A 26,335-nucleotide genomic window follows, 5' to 3' on the forward strand; every position below is an offset into this window, starting at 1 on the left:
TAAACTCATCCTTTTTTGTTTTTATAATTTAATCTCACAGATTAGAAACCTTTGCAACTTTGAACCTCTAAGCCTTTGCAACTTTCTTAGTCATTCATAGAAATCAAAAACTCTTCATTATTCTTAGTTTTCTTGAAACGTTCGTTTACAAAATCCATAGATTCTACAGGGTTCATATCAGATAGATATTTACGCATGATCCACATTCTTTGTAATGTTTTTTCATCTAATAATAAATCGTCGCGACGTGTGCTTGATGATGTAAGATCGATTGCCGGAAAAATACGTTTGTTGGCAATTTTACGATCCAATTGAAGTTCCATGTTACCGGTTCCTTTAAATTCTTCAAAGATAACCTCATCCATTTTAGAACCTGTTTCTGTCAATGCAGTTGCGATGATACTTAACGAACCTCCGTTTTCTACATTTCTAGCAGCTCCAAAAAAGCGTTTTGGTTTTTGCAATGCGTTAGCATCAACACCACCACTTAAAACTTTTCCAGATGCCGGCTGAACGGTATTGTAAGCTCTTGCTAAACGAGTAATCGAATCTAATAAGATTACAACATCATGTCCGCATTCTACTAAACGTTTTGCTTTTTCAAGAACAATATTCGCAATTTTTACGTGTTCTTGTGGTTCTCTGTCAAAAGTCGAAGCAATAACTTCTCCACGCACGCTACGTTGCATATCTGTAACCTCTTCAGGACGCTCATCAATCAAAAGTACAATCAGATAAACTTCAGGATGGTTGGCTGCAATCGCATTGGCAATGTCTTTTAACAACATTGTTTTACCGGTTTTTGGTTGTGCGACTATCATACCACGCTGTCCTTTTCCTATTGGAGAAAATAAATCGATAATACGAGTTGAAACTGAGCTGCCTTTTTCGGCTAATTTAAATTTTTCAGAAGGAAAAACCGGGGTCAAGTGTTCAAAAGAAACTCTGTCGCGAACTACTTGCGGATCGTGACCATTAATTTTAAGAACACGAACTAAAGGGAAAAATTTCTCGCCTTCTTTTGGAGGACGAACCACTCCTTTTACAGTGTCTCCGGTTTTAAGACCGAATAATCTGATTTGTGATGTTGATAAATAAATATCATCTGGAGAGGCTAAATAATTATAATCTGATGAACGTAAAAATCCGTATCCGTCAGGCATCATTTCAAGAACACCTTCACTTTCGATAATTCCGTCAAATTCAAAATCTGAATCTCTGAAATTGCTCTTTTTATTTTTATGATTTGGATTTTGGTTGCCGTTATTTGTATTTCCGTTTACATTTCCATTCCCGTTTTGATTTGGATTCTGATTCGGGTTTTGGTTTGGATTTGCATTCTGGTTTTTAACCTGATTTGGATTTATCTTTTTTACAGGAGCAGTTTGTTCTGTTTTTTCAGCTGTTGGAGCCGAAGCTTCTGTCTCTGTTTCTGTTTGGTCTTCAGAAACTGCTTCTTTTACAACCTCTTTTTCTTTTTGCAAAGCGACTTTTTTATCGTAGGCTGATTTATTAAATTTTACGATTTTTGGTCCTTTTTTCTCTACTTCACTATTTTCAGCATTTTCTTCAACTTTTAGAGCCGGCTGAATTTTTGAATTTTGCTGTGCTTTTGTATTTGGTTTAGAAACTACAGGAGTTTCCATTTTTTTAGGTGTTTCTTCTACGGTATCAAATTCTAAAACCGGAGCATTTTTTGAAATGGCTGCTTTTTTTGCAGGAACTATTCGGGCTCTTTTGGGTTTGTCATCATCATTCGTTTCGGCAACAGCATTAACAGGCGGCGCTACAGTCGCTTCTTGATGTGCTAAAATCTGACTTATTAAAGTCTCTTTTTTAACGCCATTAAACTTTATAGTTTTAGCTAACTTAGCTATTTCTTGAAGCTCAGAAAGCTTCATTTCTTTTAATGCAGAAATATCAAACATGAATATTCTATGAATTTAATTATTTTAAAGGAAATACTGTAAAAAGAATAGGTAGATAATTGTTTTCAATTGACCGCAGTATGAAGTGCTTACGGTATTATGATGCAATAATACGAATAAAATTTTATCATACAATAGTATTTATAAAAAAGAAAATATATTTTTGTAAAACAATTTTGCAACATGATACAACGAATTCAAACCGTATATTTAATTCTGACCTTTTTAATAACAGGAGTTCTACTCTTTTTTATTCCGCTTTGGACATTAAATAGCGGAAAGGAATTCTTTTTTATGCAGGACCAGGTTTACACTATACTTTTAGGTTTAAGCACGATGCTTACTATTATTAGTATTATTTCATACAAAAAAAGACAAAATCAGTTTGTAATGGGCAGACTGAACATAATATTAAATTTGATTTTATTAGGCTTATTTGTATATCGATCTCTAAATTTATCTGGAGATACAACTACAATTGTATCAGAGAAAGGTATTGGGATGTTTCTGCCTATTGTTGCTATCGTATTATTAGTGTTAGCTAATAAGGCCATCAAAAAGGATGAAGATCTCGTAAAATCTGTAGACCGTTTGAGATAGACCTATAAATTTAAATTTTTTGTGCGAAGAGAACCCGAATTTTTAATTCGGGTTTTTTTGTATCTGCTATTTTTCTACCTGTCTTAAAACAAAGGAATAAAAGCGATTTTGTAAGATAATTTTTTCATAAATTTGATGCCTGATTCAAAAACAATCATGACACACAAAATAAGGATACATCTTGCTGATGATCATCAGGTACTTATTGATGGACTTACTAATTTACTTCGCACGGTTTCTGACTTTGAAGTGGTTGGTAATTCATTGGACGGAACAACTATTTATAATGATGTCGTTGAAAATAAGACTGATATTTTATTACTGGATATTAGTATGCCTAACAAAGATGGAATTGAAGTTTTAAAAGAATTCAATGAAAAAGGATTTCCCTGCAAGGTCATTATTCTTTCCAGTTATGATGATCTAAAAATCATTAAAGAAGTAATGAAACTGGGAGCAAAAGGGTATCTGACCAAAAAAAGCGCGGGAGAAAATATTATCGAAGCTATCGAAGCTGTAAAAAGAGATGAAGAGTACTTTGACAAACATGTCAGAGAAAAAATATTTGCGAGTTTTACCCAAAATAATCCAAAATTAAACAAAAGTTCTTTTACCGAAAATCAGGTTTTAAGTGAACGTGAACTCGAAATTATCACCTTGATATCATTGGAATACAGTGGGAAAGAAATTAGTGAACAGCTTTTTATTAGTTTAAATACGGTTGAAACGCATCGGAAAAATATAATGAAAAAACTAAAAACCAAAAATGTGATTGGTCTTGTAAAATACGCCTTAAAAAACAATCTGATTAATCCATAATTGTATCATTAATTACTTTTAATTATGTCTGTTTTTAGAGTTTTCATCGTGCTTATTTTCTTTCTGATATACAGCAATCCTTCTGTTTTAAGTCAGGAAAAATCACTTACAAAAGAAATAAATAGTTCCGAGTCTAAAAAATCAATTGATAAAGACAAACACTTATTAGAACTTGAAAAATCTACAAACAAAAAAATAGTAAGCTTATTTATTATTCTCTTCATAATGCTTCTGGTTTTATTTTATTTCGTTTATGAGAATAACAAACTCAAACAGAAAAACAAAAGAAAAGAGATTCGACAAAAAATACAACTGGATATCATTAATGCCAGTATTGATGCCCAGGAAAATGAAAGAAAAAAAATTGCAGCCTTTTTGCATGACAACATCAATTCTTTATTGTCATCTGTTGGTTTACATTTAAATACATTTTCAGTTCAGAACAACATACAATCAGAAGAACTTCTTAAAGCAAAATCTATTCTGGAAGATGCTCACGACCGTTTGCGCGATATGTCGCATGAATTAATTCCGGCACTTTTGGTTCGTTTTGGTTTGGTACATGCATTAGAAGATTTATGCGAAAAAAACTCGAATTCGAGACTGCATTTTGAATTTTCAAGTTCACTTGCTCCGGAAATAAGATATAGTGAAAAAATCGAAATGAAGATTTATTTTATTGTTGCTGAATTATTTAGCAACATTATAAAACATAGCGGTGCAACTAAAGCTCAAATTTCATTAGACGAAAATCAAAATCTGTTAATCATTATTATTCATGATAACGGAAAAGGATTTAAAACGCCAAAACTAAAGGATGTTGAAGGTTTTGGCCTTAACCGAATTAGGGCCCGAATTAAAAAATACAAAGGAAGCATTTCCATTACTTCGAAAGTTAATGAAGGAACTTCAATTAAAATAAAAATACCCGTAATACATTAAAATCTTATTTCTTGCCGATTTCGATAATCTCTAAATCTTTTATTTTATCATCATCAATCACAAATCGCAACATGGTTCGCATTTGATGGAATCCGCTTTTTCCTGCTGCGCCCGGATTCATGTGCAAGAGATTATTTTTTTTATCAAAGATTACTTTCAGAATATGAGAATGTCCACAAATGAATAATTTAGGTGGATTTGCCGCCATTTCTTCTCTTATCGCTGGATTGTATTTTCCGGGATAACCTCCAATGTGCGTTATCCAAACAGAAACATTTTCGCATAAAAACCTGTTGTGCAACGGAAATTCTAATCTCGCTTGTGCATCATCTATATTGCCATAAACACAACGCAAAGGTTTTAGCTTTTTTATAGTGTCAGTAACATTCAAATCACCAATATCGCCCGCATGCCAAACTTCATCAGCCTGATTTACATATTTTAAAATAGTATCATCGATATGACTGTGAGTGTCGGAAAGGAGGAGGATTTTTTTCATTCTTTTTTTGAGAGGCAAAGGTTCAGAGGTGCAAAGGTACAAAGGTTTTTTTTAAAGGTGCTAAGATTTTGAGGGACTAAGGTTCTAAGGTTTTTCTTTAGAGGCGCAGTGCTTCTCTTGAACTTTATTTTCTTTTGAACATAAAAAAATCCGATTGCTTTCGCAAATCGGATTTGTATCCTAACAGGTTTTTAAAACCTGTTAGGTATTCTTATTTATTACGACATCGAATTATACCTAACAGGTCTTGAAGACCTTTTAGGAAATCTGAATACGCTGATGGCTATTTCTTAAGATTTTTTACATCTTTCGAATCTTTGGTATCCATCATTTCCATTAGTTTTAATCCTAACAAACCGCTTATTGAACCATCAGAACCTCCATTACCTGAAATTAAAACATCAGGGATTACTTTGATATTTCCTTTACCAATTTCCTCGGTAACTTTATATCTTGTAAAATTATCACCACCCATTGCACTAACCTGAAGTTGGTACGATTCTGCAGTCGATTTACCAATTGCCATAATTTTTTCAGCTTCGGCTAAACCTGTTTTTGAGATTCTTTCGGCTTCGGCGCTTGCATTTAATTTGGTTGCTTCTGCCTGTGCTCCTGCTCTTGCTTTTGTTGCTTCAGCTTCGGCATTCGCACGCATTTTAGTAGCTTCGGCTTCTGCATTTACATTCAGTTTCAAACTGGTTGCATCTCCTTCTGCTTTTTTTACGGTTGCATCTGCAGTACGTTGTGCGATTTCAACACTTTGCGAAGCGCGTACAATTTCTTTTTGCATATCTGCAATTGCAGTTTCTTTTTCCATTCCCTGACGTTGCTCCTGCGCCATTTTTTGGGTTTGATAAGTTTTTTGTTCTTCTTCGGCCAGTTTTCTGTCTGTCAAAGTTTTCATCAATGAATCTGGCGGAACGATATCTCCAATTAAGGTATCTACAGCATTCACATTATATTCATCAAGAACTACTTTAATGTGATTTTTGGCAGATTCCTGACGTTCTTTTCTTGTACTTAAAAACGAAATTACATCGCTTTCCTGCGCCGAGTTTCTAAAATAGTTCCCAATCGTAGGCTCCAAAACCTGAGAAACCAGGTTGGTCATACTTCCGAAACGAGCAATAACTTTTGGTGCTTCATTTGCCGGAACATGAATAATTTGTGAAACATCCAGATTAAAAGGGAAACCATCCTGAGAACGAACCGTAATCGTTGATAAATTATGGTCAAGGTTGTGTGCCTCACTTCTTGCATCTGCCCAATTCAGCACCAAATTTGTTGTTGGTACGGCTTCGAGTTTAGTAGTGTATTTATTCAGGGCATATTTTCCCGGACCCAGCGGTTCCATCCAAACACCACGTTGCCCTTTGGACACAATATTTCCGTGTTTGAAATGTTCACCAGTCATATCCAATCCGTCTTCACCGATATATGAAATCACAACTCCTACGTACCCAATTGGCACATCTGTCATTGGATTTTGCTCAATTTGAATTGCCCAGGTATTAATGTAGTAAGAACCTGCCAATATTACCTGCGGCTGTAAACCTCTGTTTCCGCCAAGATTCAGGAATTCGTCACAATCCTGAAAATTGTTGTGTCCTTCTACATATTTACCTGCAATCTGACCAATTGGTATTGGCTCGCCATCAAGAGCAGTTACGATACCGATCATGTTTTCGAAAATCTTGATTTGTTCTACAATTACGATTTCAAAAAGAAACGTATTAATACGATACGAACCCGTAGTAATAAAAGCAGTTTGACGTCCTTTTTGACCGCCATTATCCAGAAAAGCCTGAGCATCCTGAAAGTTATCGCTGGTTACTTTTCGGGCCAGAATTCTTCCTGTTGGAATTTCTTTTCCGTCTTTACTTAAAACAAGTCCAATTTTACCTTCCGGTACAATCGTAAAACCGGACATATCTATAGAATATTGCCAAATCCACATTCCCCAGTACAAACCCGGAGCAAGTGTTTGTGCCTGATAACCAGCCTCACCTTTTGTCGCAATAATACGACCATCCGGAAGCGACCTGTCCGCTCCAAACAAAACGAATTTTTTGGTTACCAAACCAATTTTATCCTCAGGAACGATTACCATTCCGAAGAAAACACGTAAAATAAATTTGTAAAATAAGATGGAAAATACAATTAATAAAATCCACCAGTAAGAAGTAATTTCATTCATGGTTTTTGATATTTAGATTGCAAACATAGGAGAAATACTTCCTGTTAAAATGAAATATTTTTAATTTTAACTTTTGCCAATTTTATCAAAAAATGTTAAAAAAATAGCCATGATTAAATCGTTGGAATTGTCAATTTCTGACACGATTTTTTACTGGATAAACTATGATTGGTATTTTTGGTTTTAACAGTTCTTTTTGGAGGTTCTGAGGTTCTGAGATGCTAAGGCTCTAAGTTTTTCTTTTTAGGAATTGAAGTTTCCGTAGAGGCGCACAGCAGTGCGTTTAACGTAACGCAAATCTATGACGCCAATCGTTGCGTAGACACACTGCTGTGCGTCTCTACAAAAAATATTGCGGATAAAACTTTGAACCTTTGAACCAAAAAAGAAAAATCTCAGAACCTTAGCATCTCAGAACCTTAGCATCTTCAAAAAAACCTTTGTACCTTTGCCACTCAGAACCTTTGAACCTTCACCTTGAGATATTTTATTCAATTTGCTTATAACGGAACACACTATCATGGCTGGCAATTTCAGCCTAACGCGTCTTCTGTTCAGGAAACTTTAAACAAAGCATTTTCGGTTTTATTAAATGCTCCTATAAATATAATGGGTGCCGGAAGGACTGATACTGGCGTTCACGCGCAGGAAATGTATGGGCATTTTGATTTTGAAACTGCAATTGATGTTCCTAATTTAGTGCATAAACTAAACTCTTATTTACCAAAAGACATTGCAATCTTTGATATTAAACTAGTTCACGATGAAGCGCATTGCAGATTTGACGCAACTAAAAGAACCTACGAATACCACATCAATACTGTTAAAAATCCGTTTGTGGAGCAATTGAGTTGGTATTTTAATCAAAATTTAGATGTAGCTTTGATGAATGAAGCCGCGAAAATATTATTGAATCATACCGATTTTCAATGTTTTTCGAAAGTAAATACAGATGTAAATACTTTTGATTGCACGATTTTTGAGGCCTATTGGAAAAAAGAAAATAACAAATTGGTTTTTACCATTTCGGCAAACCGTTTTTTAAGAAATATGGTCCGTTCGATTGTGGGAACTTTAATAAATATTGGTTTACATAAAATTTCTCTGATTGATTTTGAAAATATTATTGCCAGTAAAAGCAGAGAAAAAGCGGGATTTTCGGTTCCTGCTCACGGTTTATATTTAACTGAAATAAAATACGATTATTTATAGCTATAAGCTGTAAGCAATAGGCTTTAAGCATTAAATGTTGAGCCTGCTGCCTAAAGCTTAAAGCTTAAAGCATTAAAAAAATAAATGAAAGCAAAAGCATTCGACACCGGATTATTTAAACGAATTTTAACGTATACCAAACCTTATAAATGGCGCTATTATGGCGTTATTCTTTTCGCTGTTTCGCTATCGATTTTTGCGGCACTTCGCCCCTATTTACTAAAAGAAACGGTCGACGGCTATATCAAGACCCACGACAAGCACGGTCTATTGATGTATATTATGTTGATGGGTGTTGTGCTTTTGTGCGAAGTCTTCTCTCAGTTTTATTTTGTGTATTGGGCCAACTGGCTCGGACAGGATATTGTAAAAGACATTCGAACGAAGCTCTTTAAACACATTTTAAGTTTTAGAATGAAATATTTTGATTTGGTTCCGGTTGGACAATTGGTGACCAGATCTGTTTCTGACATTGAATCGATTGCCCGCATTTTCAGTCAGGGTTTATTTATGATTATAAGTGACTTGATGAAAATGTTCGTCGTTTTGATTTTTATGTTTTACATGAACTGGAAGCTGACGTGGATTGTGATCGTTGCAATGCCAATTTTGGTTTTTATTACACGAATTTTCCAACGTAAAATGCAGGTTGCTTTTGAAGAAGTCCGCACGCAGATTGCCAATATGAACTCGTTTGTACAGGAACGTGTTACGGGAATGAAAATCGTTCAGCTTTTTAACCGTGAGAAAATCGAAGCCGAAAACTTTAAAGAAATTAATGATAAACATCGAGTTGCATGGATTAAAACGATTTTATACAACTCAATATTTTTTCCAATTGCCGATATTATTTCGTCGATTACTTTAGGATTAGTTGTAGTTTATGGCGGATTTAAAATTTTAAACGGAGATCATTTTACGACTTTTGGAGATTTATTTTCGTATACAATGTTCATCGGGATGTTGTTTAACCCGTTGCGTCAGATTGCGGATAAATTTAATGAGATGCAATTAGGAATGATTGCTGCCAATCGTGTTTTTGATATTATCGACACACAAGATCATATTCAGGATACAGGAACGCTGGAAGCTCCAATTTTTGATGGAAGTATTGAATTTAAGGACGTTCGTTTTAGTTATATTCCTGAAGAAGAAGTGATAAAAGGAATCGATTTATCAGTAGCTTCCGGACAAACGATTGCAATTGTAGGTTCTACCGGCGCCGGAAAATCGACGATTATTAATTTACTGAATCGTTTCTACGAAATTAATAGCGGAACCATTTTCATTGACGGTCAAAACATCGAAAATTATACTTTGGCTTCCTTAAGAAAGCAAATTGCGGTTGTTCTGCAAGACGTATTTTTATTTGCTGATACAATTTACAACAATATTACTTTGCACAATCCTGAAATTACAAGAGATCAGGTTCTTAATGCGGCAAAAAAAATTGGCGTACATGATTTTATCATGAGTCTGCCAGATAATTATGATTTTGATGTAAAAGAACGTGGAGTTATGCTTTCGTCCGGACAACGCCAGTTAATCGCTTTTTTACGATCTTATGTAAGTAATCCGAGTATTTTGATTTTGGATGAAGCAACTTCGTCTATTGACACCTATTCTGAAGAATTGATTCAGCGCGCTACAGAAACAATTACAAATGGCAGAACTTCAATTATTATTGCGCATCGATTGGCGACAATTGTAAATGCAGATAAAATTGTAGTTATGGATAAAGGTTTGATTGTAGAACAGGGAACTCATCAGGAATTGCTAAATAAAACTGATGGTTATTATAAAAATCTGTACGATTCACAATTTTCTGTGGCGAACTAATTTTTCAAATGCTAAAAAATTTCTTAAAAAAGTTAAATTAGCGTTATAGAAGTCATAAATGTAAGATCTGGAAGAAATTATATAACTTTTAAAGCTTTTGAATTTTTTATATTTGAGATAATAAAAATCAAATGTAAAAGAAAATGCCACAAAACAGATTTTATCCCAACGAAGAATTCAAAGAAATAGAAATAAACGCATCCTTACAACTTAGATATGCCATTTCAAACAGAGGTCGATTAATTAGTTTTTCAGAGGAAATAGAGAACGGACGCATCTTAAAAGGCGGCCTTAGCGATGGATATCCAACCTTCCGATTTAAAGTTAAAAAAGATGACAAAATTGTCAATAAATATCTTTTCTTATATAAATTAGTTGCGCAATATTTTATTCCGAAACAATCTGAAGATCAAACTTATGTACTTCATTTAGATTATAACAGAAGTAATGATGACATCAGCAATTTGCGCTGGGCAACAAAAGCCGAAATGATGGCGCACAGCCGCAAAAGCCCACGTGTTATTCAGGCAAAAAAGAACCTGATCGAACACAACTTAAAAGCTGACGGAAGAAAATTAACCACAACTAAAGTGATGTTAATCAAAAAAATATTAGCAAGACCGGAACAAAAAACACGTCTTAAAATGATTGCCAAACAATTCGGAGTAAGCGAAATGCAAATACGACGAATTGCCAGCGGAGAAAACTGGGGGCACGTTAAGGTTTAATTTTAGATCATTAATGGTTAATTATTAATTGTTAATGGCTAATTAATAATTAATAATCACTCTGATCGAAGTCGAAGAGCTTTTCAAAACGAAAGGTCTTCGACTTCGCTTTATTTATAAAAGTACTATTTTACAAATTCAGAAGAAAAAGATAATTTATAATTAATAATTCACAATTAACAATTATAATGTCATTCTGAGCGAAGTCGAAGAGCTTTTCAACACGAAAGGTCTTCGACTTCGCTTTGTTTGTTAAAGTACTATTTTACAGATTTACAAGAAAATATAATTTATAATTAATAATTAACCATTAACAATTATTTTCACTTCGCTTTGTTTATGAAAGTATTATTTTACAGATTTAGAGGAAAAACATGATTTATAATTAATAATTTACAATTAACAATTACATTTTGCCTTTTTACTTTTTTACATCTTACTGTTTTTTAAAATAAATCCTTAAATTCGCAATCACAAATAACAAAAGAAAAATCGGGAAATGAGTTTCGGAATTATAAACTTCATTTTCGGTATTTAATACTAAAAACCAAAAAAATGAAATACGACGTTATTGTTTTAGGAAGTGGTCCTGGCGGATATGTAACAGCGATTAGAGCTTCACAATTAGGCTTTAAAGTGGCTATAGTGGAGAAAGAAAATTTAGGTGGTGTATGTTTAAACTGGGGATGTATCCCAACAAAAGCATTACTAAAATCTGCTCAGGTTTTTGATTATTTAAAACACGCTTCTGATTACGGATTGAAAGTTTCTGAATTCGATAAAGATTTTCCTGCTGTGGTTCAACGTAGCCGTAGTGTTGCTGACGGAATGAGCAAAGGAGTTCAGTTCTTGATGAAGAAAAACAAAATTGACGTTATTGAAGGTTTTGGAAAACTAAAACCAGGTAAAAAACTTGACGTTACAGATAAAGACAATAAAGTTACTGAATATAGCGCTGACCATATTATCATCGCAACTGGAGCTCGCTCTCGTGAGTTACCAAATTTGCCACAAGATGGTGTAAAAGTAATTGGTTACAGACAAGCAATGACATTACCAACACAGCCAAAATCTATGATTATTGTAGGTTCTGGAGCAATTGGGGTTGAGTTTGCTCACTTTTACAACTCAATGGGGACGGAAGTTACTATTGTAGAATTTATGCCAAACATTGTTCCTGTTGAAGACGAAGACATTTCCAAACAAATGGAGCGTTCGATGAAAAAAGCAGGAGTAAAAATCATGACCAACTCTTCTGTTGAGAAAATTGATACTACCGGAACTGGCGTAAAAGCAACTGTAAAAACAGCAAAAGGAGAAGAAATTCTTGAAGCTGATATCGTTCTTTCGGCAGTTGGAATCAAAACAAACATCGAAAATATTGGTTTAGAAGAAGTTGGAATTGCTGTTGACAGAGATAAAATCTTAGTAAACGCTTACAACGCAACGAATATTCCAGGATATTACGCTATTGGAGACGTTACTCCAGGGCAAGCTTTAGCTCACGTAGCTTCTGCTGAAGGAATTAACTGTGTAGAAAAAATTGCTGGTTTACACGTAGATCCAATCGATTACGGAAACGTTCCTGGTTGTACTTATGCAACTCCAGAAATTGCTTCTGTAGGTTTAACAGAAAAACAAGCTAAAGAAAAAGGATACGAATTAAAAATTGGTAAATTCCCATTCTCAGCTTCTGGAAAAGCAAAAGCTGCCGGTGCTGCAGACGGATTCGTAAAAGTAATCTTTGATGCTAAATACGGAGAATGGTTAGGATGCCACATGATTGGTGCTGGTGTTACAGATATGATTGCTGAGGCAGTTGTAGCTCGTAAACTAGAAACTACAGGTCATGAAATCCTTAAATCGATTCACCCTCACCCAACAATGAGCGAGGCAGTTATGGAAGCTGTTGCTGATGCTTACGGCGAAGTAATTCACTTGTAAAAACAAACCGTTTTACGGTTATATATAATTTTTTCAATTTAAAAAAATCTGGTTTGTTTATAACGAACCGGATTTTTTGTTTTTACAATACAATTAAAAAATCTCATTGAACTTGATTTTATAGAAGAATACTGATCAAGAAGTTTTTTTAAACTCTAATAATTCTTATTTTTATTTTGTTGAGCATCTTTATCCAAATACCTTATATAAAATTAGAGAAAATAAAATGGCAAATACTTTCTATTCTTACTCCGTATATATCGAGCCTTCTTCAAATGCAGCTATTTCTATTTTAAAAGATAATTTAGATTCTTTTTATCAAAAACAAATCATAACAAACAAGCCAGAAATAGTACTGATTGACAACCAGATAACAATAACATTTGATGATGATTATAACTTTTATATTTATCTGTCGGACGAAGAGCATGTAAACGAAGAAGCTACAGAAATTGCAAATGATCAGGATGTAGATTGGAATGAAAATATTTTTGATAAAGAAAAATTAAAAACTTGCAAAAAAAGGTTTGAAGTTTGGGGAGATGATGATTTTGATATGGATTACTTCAATGACAGCCTTTTTATAATCGAACAAATTGAAAACTTTAATAATATCATTATTTTTCAAAATGAGTAAGCATCCATAAAATTAAATATCAAATCCGATTTGTGAAAGCAAGTCGGATTTTTTTTTTAGATATTTCTATCTGTTTTTTGAAAAATACAGACACTAGAACTATTCTTACATTATAGAAAACAAAAAACTATAAATCAACAACATAGAAAAAAACTTATTTTGATTTTTATTTATTTTTTGTAACTTTAACCATACAAAAATATTTAGCTTAAGAAACAATATTGTACTTCAAATTTGAGCACTGGCTGGTGCGGTTAATTAGATTTCTTTGATTTATAGAATCATGACTTTAATAAAGCTGAAAAATAAAAAATAATACAATTTATCATCCCTTAAATAAATTACTATTATGAAAAAAATTATTCTTCCTTTCTTGCTCCTGCTGCTTTTAATAGCCTGCAATAAAACCGAAACAAAAAAAACGGATAACGAAACTATTAAGGATACTGCAACCGTGGCATTTAAACCTGCAAACATTAAAGAAGAAATTCTTTATCAACGTGGCGTTGAAACTGCCATTTGGGGAATGCCCGCCGTAAATTTTCAATTAATGTATGATGCTTTGGCAAAATTAAATGGCAATTATAATCAAGTAGTCATTTGGCCAAAGTTGCTGGATTGGAAAAATCAAACCTTAACTCCAAATCCTGATGTAATTTATTTAATGCCTTTCTTCAATACAGAAAAAGCAGGACCTATCGTTCTTGAAATTCCACCAGCAGATAAGGGCGTTTTTAATGGAAGTATTATGACTTACTGGCAAAATGCGCTCGAAGATGTCGGTCCCGGCGGAGTCGATAAAGGAAAAGGCGGAAAATACCTTTTTCTACCGCCAGGTTACGATAAAAGCAAAATACCTGCCGGATATATTCCGCTGCAATCAGATACTTATCGAGGTTATGCATTATTACGATCAGTCTTAAAAAGCGGTAGCCCTGAAGATGTTGCAGCAGCTGTTGCCTATGCTCAACGAATTAAAGTTTATCCGTTAAGTGAAGCTTCAAAAAATCCTGCAACCGTTTTTGTTGATGCCAGCGAAAAAGTATACGATTCGGCCATTCCTTATGATATTAGTTTCTACGAAGCTTTAAATAAAATAGTGCAGTCAGAACCATGGATTGAAAGAGACAGAGCGATGATCGACCCGTTAAAGTCACTCGGAATAGAAAGAGATAAAACCTTCAATCCAGATGCAAGAACCAAAGAAATTCTTGTTGCAGCAGTTAAAACGGCAAAAAAATGGCTCAATTATAATTATGAATCAGGCGCTCCATTTTTTAAAGACACCCACTGGGTTTTTCCCGCAACTCCTGAATTTGGAGCAAATGTAAAAGCAAATTACCAAGTTGCTGACTCCTACCCTACAGATAATAGAGGTTTATTGTATATGGTTGTCTTTTTTAGTGCCAAACATATCGGAGAATCTCAGTATTACCTAATGCAGATTGAAGATAAGGAAGGAAATCCACTTGATGGAAATTCTTCCTATAAATTAAATGTTCCTGCCAACGTACCTGTAAAACAATACTGGTCGATGACGGTGTACGATCGTGATACTCACACTTTTATTCGCAATATGAAATGGGCAGGCCGTTCGTCACAAACACCGGGACTTAAAACAAACAGCGACGGTTCTGTAGATCTTTATTTTGGGCCGACTCCGCCTGCAAGCGGCGAATCAAATTGGGTGCCTACAGATCCTAAAGGTAAGTTTGAAATACTAGCTCGCTTTTATGGTCCAAAACCAAACTTATATGATCAAAGCTGGAAACTAAATGATGTCGAAAAAGTGAAGTAATTACGCAAAAATAAAATTTCTCAACCATGATAAAGAAACTCATTTCGCTGCTTGCCATTATCGTATTTGCAGCCTGCAATCAAAGTAAAAGTACCAATACTGATACCTCAACTGTTGCTGCAACCGATAGTACTGCAATCCACCAATCAGATTCACTCTCACCAGGACCAGATGTTAATGTTAAAATCACAGAATCTTACGCAAGACAGGTTGCCAGAGATGCTTATTTCTGGGCATGGCCGATGGAAAATATATATAATCGCCGTTTAGCTTTTAAGCAGTCTCCAAAAGTTGGATTGATGAATGGCGTACTTCCTTTTGCTCCGCTAAACTCTTTGGCAATGCTTCACGATTATATAAAGCCGGAACAGCGTTGGGTGGCCTGCCCAAATCAGGATGTCGTATACGGAGCTGCGATTGCTGCATTAGATGAAACTCCCGTAGTAGTTCAGGTACCGGATTTTGGTGATCGTTTTTGGGTGTATCAGGTTGTTGATTTAAGAACTGATGCTTTTGCACAATTAGGCAAAATGTACGGCACCAAGCCTGGTTTTTATTTATTGGTGGGACCAAACTGGAAAGGAGAAGTGCCAAAAGGAATTACAAAAACTTTTCGAAGCAAAACCGGAACTGCTTTTATTGTGCCAAGGGTATTTCAGGACGATACTCCCGAAGACAGAACAGCTATACAGAAGATAATTAATAACATTGATGTATATGCTTTAGATAAATTTGATGGTAAAATGAAAAATCAGGATTGGAGCAAACTCCCGTCTTTAGCTTCGCCTACCAAAGATGGTGGCACGGAAGAAACCAAATGGGTATTTCCGGATAAATTTTTTGATGAACTTCCCATTGTTCTAAAAGATGCACCGCCGCTTCCAGGTGAAGCTGCACGATATGCACAAGTACTTGCCGTAATCGAAGCCGCCAAAAAAGACCCCGCATTGAAAAAAGCAATGATTGAAGAAGTACATAAAGCTGATAAAGAACTTATTGATCCTTTACTTCAATTTCGTAATTGGGGAATTCCGCTTGCAGACAATTGGTCGACTGCTAATAACTGTGCCAATTTTGGAACCGATTATTTTACACGAACTGCTATAGCAAAGTCTAATATACTGGTAAATGCAAGTGCAGAAACAAAATATTTCTATCAGGATCTTGATGCAAATGGTGCAAGATTAAATGGTGCTAACCAATATACGGTGACTTTTGCAAAAGATAAAATGCCACCTGTAAAAGGTTTTTGGTCGCTCACCTTATACGACGAACATCACTTTTTTTCGCCTAACGTTTTAAAGCGTTATTCTTTGGGAACAAAAAATAAGGATTTAAAATTTAATGCTGACGGTTCACTTACATTATATGTACAAAATTCTGAACCTCAAGGTGATAAAAAAGCAAATTGGCTCCCTTGTCCAAAAGGCATTTTTTGTCTGTATTTTAGATGTTATGGACCAGAGGAAAAAACAATTAAAAATGAATGGACACCGCCTGGAATTGTTAAAACATAATCGAATTTAGCGGGGAAATTCTTTACGAGATATTTCAATCCGATTTGTGAAAGCAAGTCGGATTTTTTTTAAAATCTATCATATTTTAATAACTTTATAGTCAAATAAAATTTCATGAAAGAGCTCTGCATTGTTGAATTTCCATCCAATTTAGGTTTAAAAGAACCTCAGCCCGGAAAAGAACCGGGCGTAAAACGTCTGCCAGATTGGTTATGGAAACACAATTTGCATAAATCCCTTAATACTGAGAATATTATTAGAGTTGATGCTCCAAAATATAGCAACAGTAAAGATCCCGAAACTAATATTCTGAATGCAGATTCATTAGTTTCTTATGCCAGAGAACAAGCGTATTTAATAAATAATTTACTGAGCCAGAATAAATTTCCGTTTGTATTGGGCGGCGATTGCAGTATTCTTCTAGGAGTGGCAATGGCATTAAAACAAAAAGGCAATTATGGTTTATTTTACCTCGACGGACACACTGATTTTATGGATGTTTCTTTATCAGAAACCGGCGGTGTTGGCGGTATGGTAGCTTCTATTGTCACCGGAAACGGACATCAAAAACTGACCAATATTCTTAATCTTGCTCCTTATATAAAAGAAGAAAATTTATGGTGCGTAGGCAATCGCGAATATGATGACGAATATGAAAATGAAATCAGAAATTCTACCGCTACTTATGTTAGCCTTGATAGGTTACGAAAACAAGGTATTTCAAATTGTATTCAATCCTTTCTTTCAGAAGTAGAAAACAAAAATCTGGATGGTTTTTGGCTTCACATCGATGTTGATGTTTTAAACGATGCTATAATGCCTTGCGTAGACAGCCGAACGCCGGATGGATTGACTTACAGTGAATTTAATGAACTTACTTTATTTTTATTTCAAAGCAAAAAATTAAGCGGACTGGAAATTACAATTTTAGATCCTGATCTGGATGAAACAGGACAATACACTAAAGACTTTGTACATAATATAACAAACACATTTAACGCTTCTCAAAAGAATATCTGATTCATAAACAGATACGTATTCTTAACATTTTAGTGTAAAATTAGAAGATGAATTACGATATTAAAATGTTAATTTTGTGGCTCCAAATCTACTATTACCACTACAATGAAAAAGATATTCTTCTTTCTTACAATTACTTTATTTTCTGCAAACTTCATTTTTGCCCAAACCAAAAAAGTAACATCTTCAGCTTCTGAAACGCAAAACATTTTCCCAAAATCATTTGACAATGTAAATGACTTCGAAAAAATCTTAACTCCGAGTCAAAAAACTACTTTGGATACAACTTTAAAATCATTCAGGAAAAAGTCGCTGTATAATATTTTTATTGTCATCGTATCTTCAACAAAACCATTCAGTAACTTTCAGGAATACACAGAAAGTTTAGACAAATATTTGGCTAATGACTTAAAACTGGATCCAACAATTTTAATTGTATTAAGCAAAGAATTGAGACAAATTCAGGTTTTAGGTGTCGATCAAATTCGTTACAAATTAAACGATGATCAAACAAAAGAAATTATAGCCACTTTTGCAGTTCCGGAATTTAAAAAAGGTGATTATTATAAAGGTCTGGAAGATGCCGTTTCTCAATTAATAAAAAAATTACAATAAAATTTATCCCGTTTTTTGTGTCATTTTGAGTAAATAATTCGCGTAAATTAGTGCAACTCGTGGCGAAAAAATCTATATCTTGTATGCTGTTTTAATCATAAAACGGAAAATATGACATTAGACGAATACAAAAAAGAATTTTCAGAAGACGATGCTGTTGGCTGGATGTCAATCGATAAAGAATTTGAACGTCTTTATCCAAATCAGGAACCCAAACATTTTGCTCCCGCCATAAGTTATATGTTAGGTGGCGATAGTCCGCTTGACGGCGTAAGTATTTATGAAAGTAAAAAACAAACAGACCATTTTCATTTTGTAACCTATGGTTTTTCAGAACTCTATTATGACGAAACAAAACTAGACGACGAATTCAGCAAATGGGGATTTGAACTTACCTTTAGATTAAAACCTTTTGAAGCTGATAACGGAAATCCTTCGTGGGTAATTGCTTTACTGCAAAACATTGCCAAATATGTATTTGACAGCGGCAACTGGTTCGAAGAATATCACTACATGCCCGCCAATGGCCCAATTAGATTAGAAACAGAAACAGAAATCACAGCATTATTAATCGTTGCTGATCCTGAAATAGAAAAAATACAAACCCCACACGGAGAACTTTCATTTTTGCAGATTGTTGGAATTACTAATACCGAATACGAAGCTATAAAGGAAAATCCGGAAACGGTTGAAGGGTTAGTCGCTAAATTAAAAGAAAACAATCCGTTGCTAATTACTGATTTAACGAGAAAATAAAAAACAGTATATTAGCTACATAAAACACTGGAAATCAAAGGAGATACCTAACCTAACATATTATAAATTATGATTGGATTACTTGTAGAACTCGCTATTTCCTGGTTATTGTTGTGGTTTCTATATAAAACAGATTTATCCGTTTTAGGTTTTTATCCAACTAAAAACCGAGTTTATGATTTTATTTTTGGCTTTTTTACAATTGCCATTTTTTGTCTTTTACATTTTAAGACAATAGCAATTTTAACCAATCACGAATTTGTAATCAATAAAAATTTTACAACAATTCAATTCTTCAAAAGCGCCTGGTGGGTTTTAGCTTCTGTTTTGTATGAAGAATTTCTTTTTAGAGGAGCTTTACTTTATATCTTAATAAAAAAATTAGGGATCAATAAAGCTTGCATTATCTCCGGGATAGCCTTTGGAATTTATCATTGGTTTTCATACGGTGTAGTTGGAAATCCTGTACAAATGATATTTGTCTTTTTCACGACAGCCATTTGGGGAGTAGCTTTTGCCTATGCTTATGCCAGAACAAAGTCTCTATATTTACCAATCGGACTTCATTTAGGATGGAACTTAATTAATATTGTTATTTTTTCAAAGGGTCCATTAGGGATACAACTTCTACTTAATAATAACGATAAAAAATTGGACGGCATAGTATCCTTAGTATTCTTCCTTTTACCAATTGTTGCATTGCCAATTGTTACTTATTTTTATTTGAGAAAGTCAAAGAATACTAAAAGTAGAAATAGTGAATATTCGAGTGAAATTGAATAAATGTGGAACAAAGAATAAAATTACCGCGCTATTAAAAATACATTCCGTTTTTACACTAAAAAACTTAAATACAATATGAATATTCTAATTGTTTACAGTCATCCAAGTGAAAAATCTTATACTTTTCAGATTCTGCAGCAACTGAAATCGGAATTAACAAAACAACATTGGAATATTAATGTTTCAGATTTATATGCTGTTGATTTTCAAAGTGATATGTCTGCAGAAGAATACGAAAGAGAAGGTTTTGCAAAAACTGATCTTCCCATTCAAAAAGACGTTTTAAAAGAACAGGAAAAAATAGAAAAAGCAGATTGTATCATTTTTCTATATCCGGTTTGGTGGAGCGATTGCCCGGCTAAACTAAAAGGCTGGTTCGACCGTGTGTATTCCGTTGGATATGCTTACGGACAAAATGAAACTTCACGAAAAATAAAGACAATTCCATTTGGACTTGTAATTTGCACGGCCGGGCACCCTAATGATTTTCTACAAGAAATAGGAATTGCGCAAAGTATGCAAAATATAATGCTGAACGATCGTTTAGGCAAACGCTTCAAAAATAAAGAAATGCTCATTTTGGGAGGAACTTTAGAACTAGAAAAAGTAATTTCGCTTCATGTAAAACAAGTTAAAGAAGTTGTCGATAAAATTAAAAAGTATTCTTCCTAAAGCATTAAAAATTTAAAATGAAAATTGAAACTCACATCATAAATAATACAAGAATCGCCGAAGTTACGTCTGATAATATTATAATTGAATCTATTGAAGATGGAGTTCAATTATTGGCCTACGTTTGTGCACAGTCTGGAAGAAGGTTTGAATAAATTTTCTAATTGATTTTTGTAAATTTCATGTATCAGATTTCAAAATCTAAAATTAAACTTTGTCTTAAATCCCCCTTACAATTGTCTTTTAAACACCGTAAGTTATTGATTATTAGAAAGTATATTTGTTATACTAATTTCTAAACCATACACAATGAGTGCAACAAATTTTACCACAACGATATTAGTCGAGCAATCTCCAGAAGAAGTTTTTAACGCTGTTACCAATGTTCGCGGTTGGTGGTCAGAAGAAATTGAAGGAAATACTGCTAAACTTAACGATGAATTTAAATACCATTATGAAGACATTCATAGATGTAAAGTAAAATTGATTGAAGTGATTCCGAATCAGAAAATTGTTTGGCTGGTTGAGGAAAATTATTTCAAATTTACAGAAGATGAAACCGAATGGACTAATACAAAACCAACTTTTGAAATTTTTGAAAAAGTCGGAAAGACAGAACTTCGTTTTACACATTATGGACTTGTTCCGGACTATGAATGCTTTGATATTTGCAGAGATGCCTGGACAAATTATATCCAGAATAGCTTGAAAAAACTAATTATAACTGGCAAAGGCGAACCTAATGGTAAAGGCAAACCTCAAACAGAAAATGAAAAGAAACTAAGCCAAAACTAAATCCTGTAAACTAGTTTAGACTAAGACAAAAGTAGATTTGGCTACATCTGTTCTTTTGTTGTTGCGCAACTTTGTAACATCAAAAAAACAGAACACATGAAAATTATAATTACAGGTTCTTTAGGGAACATTAGCAAGCCGCTAGCAACCGGGTTAGTGCAAAAAGGACATGAAGTTATCGTTATTAGCAGCAGTGTCGAAAAACAAACTGAAATTGAAGCCATAGGTGCAAAAGCAGCAATTGGATCTGTAGAAGATGCAGCATTTTTGACGGCTACATTTACAGTCGCAGATGCCGTTTATTGTATGATTCCGCGAGCGAATTATTTCGATCAGAATCTTGATTTGGATGCTTTTACCGGTAAAATTGGGGATACTTATGCCGAAGCCATAAAAAATTCAGGTGTAAAACGTGTCGTTTTCCTAAGCAGTATCGGAGCGCATTTAGAGCAAAATTCAGGTATTATTCAGCGCTATAACGAAATTGAAGCTGTTTTGAATAAACTTGAAAATGTAGCGATTACTTTTATGCGTCCGACTTCATTTTTCTACAATTTATTGGCCTATATCCCGATGATAAAAAATCAGGGAATTATTGCTGCCAATTATGGTGCAGAAAAAATGATTCCGTGGGTTTCTCCCAATGATATTGCTGAAGCTATTGCAGACGAATTAACAACTCCGCTTGACGGCAGAAAAATTCGTTACGTAGCCAGCGAAGAACTTACGGGTCATGAAACGGCACATATTTTAGGCGAAGCGATTGGAAAACCGGATTTGAAATGGGTTTTAATAAGCGATGAAGAAGTTTTAAATGGTTTGGTAAATGTAGGCATGCAGCCTAAAATTGCCGCTGGTTTAGTCGAAATGTACGCCGGACTTTACAACGGTTTATTAGGTGAAGATTACATCAAAAATAAACCTGCTGTAATGGGAAAAGTGAAACTGGCAGAATATGCTAAAGAATTTGCCGCAATTTATAACCAGAAATAAGTACCTTAGACTATGGCAAATCATCAACCGCATCGAATAAAAAGTATAAGCGAATTTCATGAATTTAGAGATTTGCCTAAACCGGAACATCCTTTGGTAAGCGTTTATAATTTTGAAGATCTTAAACGACTTAACGAAGATGAACCGAAAAGCCTTATGCTTGATTTTTATTCGATTGCGTTGAAACGAAGCTCGAATGCCAAGATGCGCTACGGCCAGCAGGAATATGATTTTAAAGAAGGCGTTTTGCTATTTATTTCGCCCGGTCAGGTTTTTTCTATAGAAGGAAATGCTGAACTGAAACACACAGGATGGTCATTATTGATTCATCCTGATTTTTTGTGGAATACGCCGCTCGCAAAAAAGATAAAACAATATGAGTATTTTGGATATTCGGTTTATGAAGCCCTGCATCTTTCGGATAAAGAAGAAAAAATGATTATCGGCATTATGCACAATATTCGGCAGGAATATCAATCTAATATTGATAAATTCAGTCAGGATGTAATTATTGCCCAAATAGAATTGTTGTTGACTTATGCAGAGCGTTTTTACAATCGCCAGTTTATTACCCGAAAAATAAGCAATCATAAAATTTTGGCCCGTTTAGAGAATTTGCTTGAAGATTATTTCAACAGCGAAACTTTGTCTAAAAAAGGTTTGCCAACAGTACATTATATTGCCGAAAACCTAAACGTTTCTCCCAATTATTTAAGCGGAATGCTGAAATCGCTCACAGGACAAAGCACACAACAACACATACACGATAAATTGATTGATAAAGCAAAAGAAAAACTTACTACAACCAATTTATCTATTAGCGAAATTGCTTTTGAATTGGGTTTCGAACATCAGCAATCTTTCAGTAAATTATTCAAGACTAAAACTACTATTTCTCCTTTAGAATTTAGGCAGTCTTTTAATTGATTTACTTAAAGTTAAAAAGGTAATAAATCTTATAATTGTTCTATTTCAGAAAGGTTATTTTCATAACTTAGTTAGCTTTAAAATTGGAAGTCATGACTAAGAAATATATCGCCCAGGAATTTTTAAAACTCGCGGCTAATGGGCATTCGCACGAAGCATTTCGGCTTTATGTCGGTGAAAATTTTAAGCACCATAACGCTTATTTTAAAGGTGATGCAGATACTTTGATGTTAGCCATGGAAGAATCTTCAAGAACAAACCCAAATAAAACTTTTAAAATTCACCATATTTTAGAAGATGGAAATCTAGTTTCGGTACATTCACATCTCAAACAAACTACAGCTGATTTAGGTTTTGCCGTGGTACATATTTTTAAATTTGAATCAGATAAAATAGTCGAACTTTGGGATTTAGGACAACCCGTTTGTGCTGAATCTAAAAATGAAAATGGAATGTTTTAATTGTTTGCCTGCAGATTATACAGATTTTTATACCAACTCTAAACCTGAAATTACCCAATTAACTTAATGAACGCAACTTTTAGATTTTCTTCCTTATTATTTTTTATTTTTTTATTTTCGAATTGCAATTCATTTGCTCAAAAAAAAGACGATTATTCTACTAAAATTGACAGCTTTATAAAAGTTGCAGATCCAAAATTTAATGGCGTAATCCTGATTTCTCAAAACCGGAAAACGTTATATAATAAAGCGCATGGTTTTTATAATTTTGAAACTAAAAAACCTTTAAAACTTGACAGTCAATTTGAGATTATGTCGAACAGCAAGCTAATTGCTGCCGTTTTTATTTTATTAGAAGTGGAGAAAGGAAAAGTTAATTTACAGGATCCAATCAAAAAATACCTTCCTGAACTTACCCAAACCTGGGCAGATTCTGTCACGGTGCACCAACTTTTAAATCATACACACGGAATTGTAGACATCAATAAACCTCTTGAATTTAAACCCGGAACTAATTTTCATTACGGAAATACAAGCTACAGTCTTCTGGGTCAAATTGTTGAGCATACTACCAACAAGAGTTACAGCGAAGTGGCAAATGCACTTTTCAAAAAACTTCAGATGAAAAATACTTTTGCTTATAACCAGGACAAAATTCAAAATTTGACTACTGGCTACATAAATAATAAAAACACATACGAACCTGTCAAAAAATCACTCATAACTCCTGAAAATTTGGGCGCTGATGGAATTATATCAACAGCAAACGATTTGGCAATTTGGAATAATAATCTCCACAAAGGAAAAATTCTAAAACCTGAATCCTATCAATTAATCATAAAACCGACAGCATCATCACAACATAATTTCTTTGGAAAAGAAAAAGAAGGTTACGGTTACAGTATTCGAATTATCGAAAAAGAACCTGTTAAATATCTTGGACATACGGGATTGGGCGACGGGTTTTCTTCTGTAAATTTGTATTTTCCTGACAGCGATGTGAGTTTGATTGTTTTGGAAAATCAGATGAATGAAAGTTCAGATTTATTTTATGCGTCTGAATTTAAAATCAAAAACATTTTATTTAAAAGTGATTTACTCCATAAAAAATAAAACGTCATGGCAAAAAATAAAACGACAGAAACAGAAAGCAGCGTTACCAATTTTATAAATGCTGTTGAAGATGACACAAAAAGAAACGACGCTTTTGAACTCATCAAAATAATGCAAAAACAAACCGGTTTTGACGCCAAAATGTGGGGACCGAGTATTGTTGGTTTCGGAAGTTATCATTACAAATATGCCAGCGGAAATGAAGGCGATGCGCCACTTGTTGGATTCTCGCCAAGAAAAGATGCTTTTTCCTTTTACTCGTATTTAACAGATGAAAACAGAGAAGAATTGCTTCCAGATTTCGGCAAACATAAAGTAGCAAAAGCTTGTGTTTATTTTAAAAAACTAGCAGATATTGATCTTGAAATTCTAAAGAAAATGATTTCACTTTCGGTAAAAAACCTAAATACATTATATCCCTCAAATTAAAATCATGACTACATTCCTAATTCTTTTACTCGCCGTTCTTATGTACTTTTTATTTCATCCAAGATTTGGAAAAAGACCTTCCGGCGAAAGACTGGCTTTGATACAAAAGTCTACCCAATATAAAAACGGAAAATTCGAAAACAGCTCTTTTACGCCTGAACTTGCAGAAGGTTATGGTTACTTTGATATTTTAAAACAATTTTTCTTTCAGAAAGTAGACCGAAAAATTCCAACAGATGTTATTCCGTCCGTAAAAACAAATTTATTTGAAATTCCGTTAGATCAGGATATTCTCGTTTGGTTTGGACATTCGTCTTATTACATTCAGCTTGCAGGAAAACGATTTTTAATTGATCCTGTTTTCAGCGGAAACGCCTCTCCTATTTACGGAACTACAAAAGCGTTTAAAGGAACTGATATTTACACCGTTGATGACATTCCCGAAATTGATTATTTATTGATCACGCACGATCATTACGACCATTTAGATTACAAAACCATCATGCAATTAAAACCAAAAATCAAAAAAGTAATTACTGCGCTTGGCGTTGGTTCACATTTTGAATTTTGGAAGTTTCCTGTCGAAAATATTATCGAAAAAGACTGGCACGAAAAAATTGAATTAGACCAAAATTTAACGCTTTACACTACTCCATCGAGACATTTTTCTGGCAGAAGTATTAAGCGCTGTAATACGCTCTGGACATCCTTTGTTTTAGAAACCGAAGATTTTAAAATGTACTTGGGCGGCGACAGTGGTTACGATACTCACTTCAGGGAAATTGGAGATAAATTTGGTCCGTTTGATATTGCACTTATCGATAACGGTCAATATAATCCTGCCTGGAAATACATTCATAATTTGCCGGAAGATGTGATAAAAGCCATGAAAGATTTGAACGCAAAAAGAGTATTTCCGGTGCATTCATCAAAATTTGCATTGGCCTTGCATCCATGGGATGAACCGCTAATAAAAGTAACCGAATTGAATGCCAATTCAGAAAATCCGATTCCGTTAATCACGCCAAGAATTGGTGAATTAGTAGAACTTAAAAATGAAAATCAGGAATTTCAGCAATGGTGGAAAGGGGTTAAGTAATTTTAGATTGTA

At 34.1% G+C, this 26,335-nt stretch carries 26 protein-coding genes; 23 read left to right on the forward strand and 3 right to left on the reverse strand.

All coding sequences use genetic code 11. The features are described 5' to 3' along the window. Positions 1 to 86: 86 nt before the first annotated feature. Complete coding sequence (gene rho / locus EV143_RS11970; RefSeq protein WP_133508169.1) at positions 87 to 1,928, reverse strand: transcription termination factor Rho; 1,842 nt, start codon at positions 1,926 to 1,928, stop codon at positions 87 to 89. A 183-nt stretch (positions 1,929 to 2,111) separates the two neighbouring features. Here rho and EV143_RS11975 point away from each other — a divergent pair, with 183 nt between their 5' ends. The 3 genes from EV143_RS11975 to EV143_RS11985 all read left to right on the forward strand — a co-directional run bounded on the left by EV143_RS11975 (position 2,112) and on the right by EV143_RS11985 (position 4,289). Continuing rightward, entirely contained in the window at positions 2,112 to 2,528 is a 417-nt protein-coding gene (locus EV143_RS11975; protein WP_133508170.1) for a DUF4293 domain-containing protein, read from the forward strand. A 156-nt stretch (positions 2,529 to 2,684) separates the two neighbouring features. Further along, complete coding sequence (locus tag EV143_RS11980) at positions 2,685 to 3,347, forward strand: response regulator (protein WP_133508171.1); 663 nt, start codon at positions 2,685 to 2,687, stop codon at positions 3,345 to 3,347. A 24-nt stretch (positions 3,348 to 3,371) separates the two neighbouring features. Further along, entirely contained in the window at positions 3,372 to 4,289 is a 918-nt protein-coding gene (locus EV143_RS11985) for a sensor histidine kinase (protein WP_133508172.1), read from the forward strand. 4 nt (positions 4,290 to 4,293) lie between these two features. Here EV143_RS11985 and EV143_RS11990 read toward each other — a convergent pair whose 3' ends face one another. After that, positions 4,294 to 4,788, reverse strand: a complete 495-nt coding sequence (locus EV143_RS11990) for a metallophosphoesterase family protein (protein WP_133508173.1) — start codon at positions 4,786 to 4,788, stop codon at positions 4,294 to 4,296. Positions 4,789 to 5,071: 283 nt separating this feature from the next. Next, positions 5,072 to 6,985: an SPFH domain-containing protein gene (locus EV143_RS11995; RefSeq protein WP_133508174.1), complete on the reverse strand. Its 1,914-nt coding sequence runs from the start codon at positions 6,983 to 6,985 to the stop codon at positions 5,072 to 5,074. Positions 6,986 to 7,462: 477 nt separating this feature from the next. On the opposite strand from EV143_RS11995, the gene truA reads away from it, so the two are divergent. The 20 genes from truA to EV143_RS12090 all read left to right on the forward strand — a co-directional run bounded on the left by truA (position 7,463) and on the right by EV143_RS12090 (position 26,323). Beyond that, a complete protein-coding gene (gene truA / locus EV143_RS12000; RefSeq protein ID WP_133508175.1) occupies positions 7,463 to 8,197 on the forward strand; it encodes a tRNA pseudouridine(38-40) synthase TruA in 735 nt (244 codons plus the stop codon). Between the two features lie 84 nt (positions 8,198 to 8,281). Further along, positions 8,282 to 10,036: an ABC transporter ATP-binding protein gene (locus tag EV143_RS12005; protein WP_133508176.1), complete on the forward strand. Its 1,755-nt coding sequence runs from the start codon at positions 8,282 to 8,284 to the stop codon at positions 10,034 to 10,036. A 143-nt stretch (positions 10,037 to 10,179) separates the two neighbouring features. Continuing rightward, positions 10,180 to 10,764: an HNH endonuclease gene (locus EV143_RS12010; protein ID WP_133508177.1), complete on the forward strand. Its 585-nt coding sequence runs from the start codon at positions 10,180 to 10,182 to the stop codon at positions 10,762 to 10,764. 555 nt (positions 10,765 to 11,319) lie between these two features. Continuing rightward, the gene (gene lpdA, locus EV143_RS12015; RefSeq protein WP_133508178.1) at positions 11,320 to 12,708 is read left to right on the forward strand and encodes a dihydrolipoyl dehydrogenase; all 1,389 of its coding nucleotides are present in this window, start codon (positions 11,320 to 11,322) and stop codon (positions 12,706 to 12,708) included. Between the two features lie 226 nt (positions 12,709 to 12,934). Further along, entirely contained in the window at positions 12,935 to 13,345 is a 411-nt protein-coding gene (locus EV143_RS12020; RefSeq protein WP_133508179.1) for a hypothetical protein, read from the forward strand. Between the two features lie 349 nt (positions 13,346 to 13,694). Continuing rightward, a complete protein-coding gene (locus tag EV143_RS12025; RefSeq protein ID WP_133508180.1) occupies positions 13,695 to 15,143 on the forward strand; it encodes a DUF1254 domain-containing protein in 1,449 nt (482 codons plus the stop codon). Between the two features lie 26 nt (positions 15,144 to 15,169). Continuing rightward, the gene (locus EV143_RS12030) at positions 15,170 to 16,660 is read left to right on the forward strand and encodes a DUF1254 domain-containing protein (RefSeq protein WP_133508181.1); all 1,491 of its coding nucleotides are present in this window, start codon (positions 15,170 to 15,172) and stop codon (positions 16,658 to 16,660) included. Between the two features lie 114 nt (positions 16,661 to 16,774). Then, complete coding sequence (locus tag EV143_RS12035; RefSeq protein ID WP_133508182.1) at positions 16,775 to 17,680, forward strand: arginase family protein; 906 nt, start codon at positions 16,775 to 16,777, stop codon at positions 17,678 to 17,680. Between the two features lie 105 nt (positions 17,681 to 17,785). Then, entirely contained in the window at positions 17,786 to 18,295 is a 510-nt protein-coding gene (locus EV143_RS12040; RefSeq protein ID WP_133508183.1) for a TPM domain-containing protein, read from the forward strand. Positions 18,296 to 18,406: 111 nt separating this feature from the next. Continuing rightward, entirely contained in the window at positions 18,407 to 19,051 is a 645-nt protein-coding gene (locus EV143_RS12045; RefSeq protein WP_133508184.1) for a suppressor of fused domain protein, read from the forward strand. Positions 19,052 to 19,120: 69 nt separating this feature from the next. Next, the gene (locus EV143_RS12050) at positions 19,121 to 19,834 is read left to right on the forward strand and encodes a CPBP family intramembrane glutamic endopeptidase (RefSeq protein WP_133508185.1); all 714 of its coding nucleotides are present in this window, start codon (positions 19,121 to 19,123) and stop codon (positions 19,832 to 19,834) included. A 75-nt stretch (positions 19,835 to 19,909) separates the two neighbouring features. After that, complete coding sequence (locus tag EV143_RS12055) at positions 19,910 to 20,506, forward strand: NAD(P)H-dependent oxidoreductase (RefSeq protein ID WP_133508186.1); 597 nt, start codon at positions 19,910 to 19,912, stop codon at positions 20,504 to 20,506. A 17-nt stretch (positions 20,507 to 20,523) separates the two neighbouring features. Beyond that, a complete protein-coding gene (locus EV143_RS21465; protein WP_166638145.1) occupies positions 20,524 to 20,661 on the forward strand; it encodes a hypothetical protein in 138 nt (45 codons plus the stop codon). A 154-nt stretch (positions 20,662 to 20,815) separates the two neighbouring features. Then, the gene (locus EV143_RS12060) at positions 20,816 to 21,301 is read left to right on the forward strand and encodes an SRPBCC family protein (protein WP_133508187.1); all 486 of its coding nucleotides are present in this window, start codon (positions 20,816 to 20,818) and stop codon (positions 21,299 to 21,301) included. A gap of 96 nt (positions 21,302 to 21,397) precedes the next feature. Then, complete coding sequence (locus EV143_RS12065; RefSeq protein WP_133508188.1) at positions 21,398 to 22,294, forward strand: NmrA family NAD(P)-binding protein; 897 nt, start codon at positions 21,398 to 21,400, stop codon at positions 22,292 to 22,294. A gap of 12 nt (positions 22,295 to 22,306) precedes the next feature. Beyond that, positions 22,307 to 23,221, forward strand: a complete 915-nt coding sequence (locus tag EV143_RS12070; RefSeq protein ID WP_133508189.1) for a helix-turn-helix domain-containing protein — start codon at positions 22,307 to 22,309, stop codon at positions 23,219 to 23,221. A 92-nt stretch (positions 23,222 to 23,313) separates the two neighbouring features. Next, entirely contained in the window at positions 23,314 to 23,682 is a 369-nt protein-coding gene (locus EV143_RS12075) for a nuclear transport factor 2 family protein (RefSeq protein ID WP_133508190.1), read from the forward strand. A gap of 66 nt (positions 23,683 to 23,748) precedes the next feature. Next, positions 23,749 to 24,795: a serine hydrolase domain-containing protein gene (locus tag EV143_RS12080; RefSeq protein WP_133508191.1), complete on the forward strand. Its 1,047-nt coding sequence runs from the start codon at positions 23,749 to 23,751 to the stop codon at positions 24,793 to 24,795. A gap of 6 nt (positions 24,796 to 24,801) precedes the next feature. After that, complete coding sequence (locus tag EV143_RS12085) at positions 24,802 to 25,224, forward strand: DUF1801 domain-containing protein (protein WP_133508192.1); 423 nt, start codon at positions 24,802 to 24,804, stop codon at positions 25,222 to 25,224. 4 nt (positions 25,225 to 25,228) lie between these two features. Then, entirely contained in the window at positions 25,229 to 26,323 is a 1,095-nt protein-coding gene (locus EV143_RS12090; protein ID WP_133508193.1) for an MBL fold metallo-hydrolase, read from the forward strand. The last annotated feature ends 12 nt before the right edge of the window (positions 26,324 to 26,335 follow it).

The organism is Flavobacterium chryseum, from assembly GCF_004362015.1.
Lineage (GTDB): Bacteria > Bacteroidota > Bacteroidia > Flavobacteriales > Flavobacteriaceae > Flavobacterium.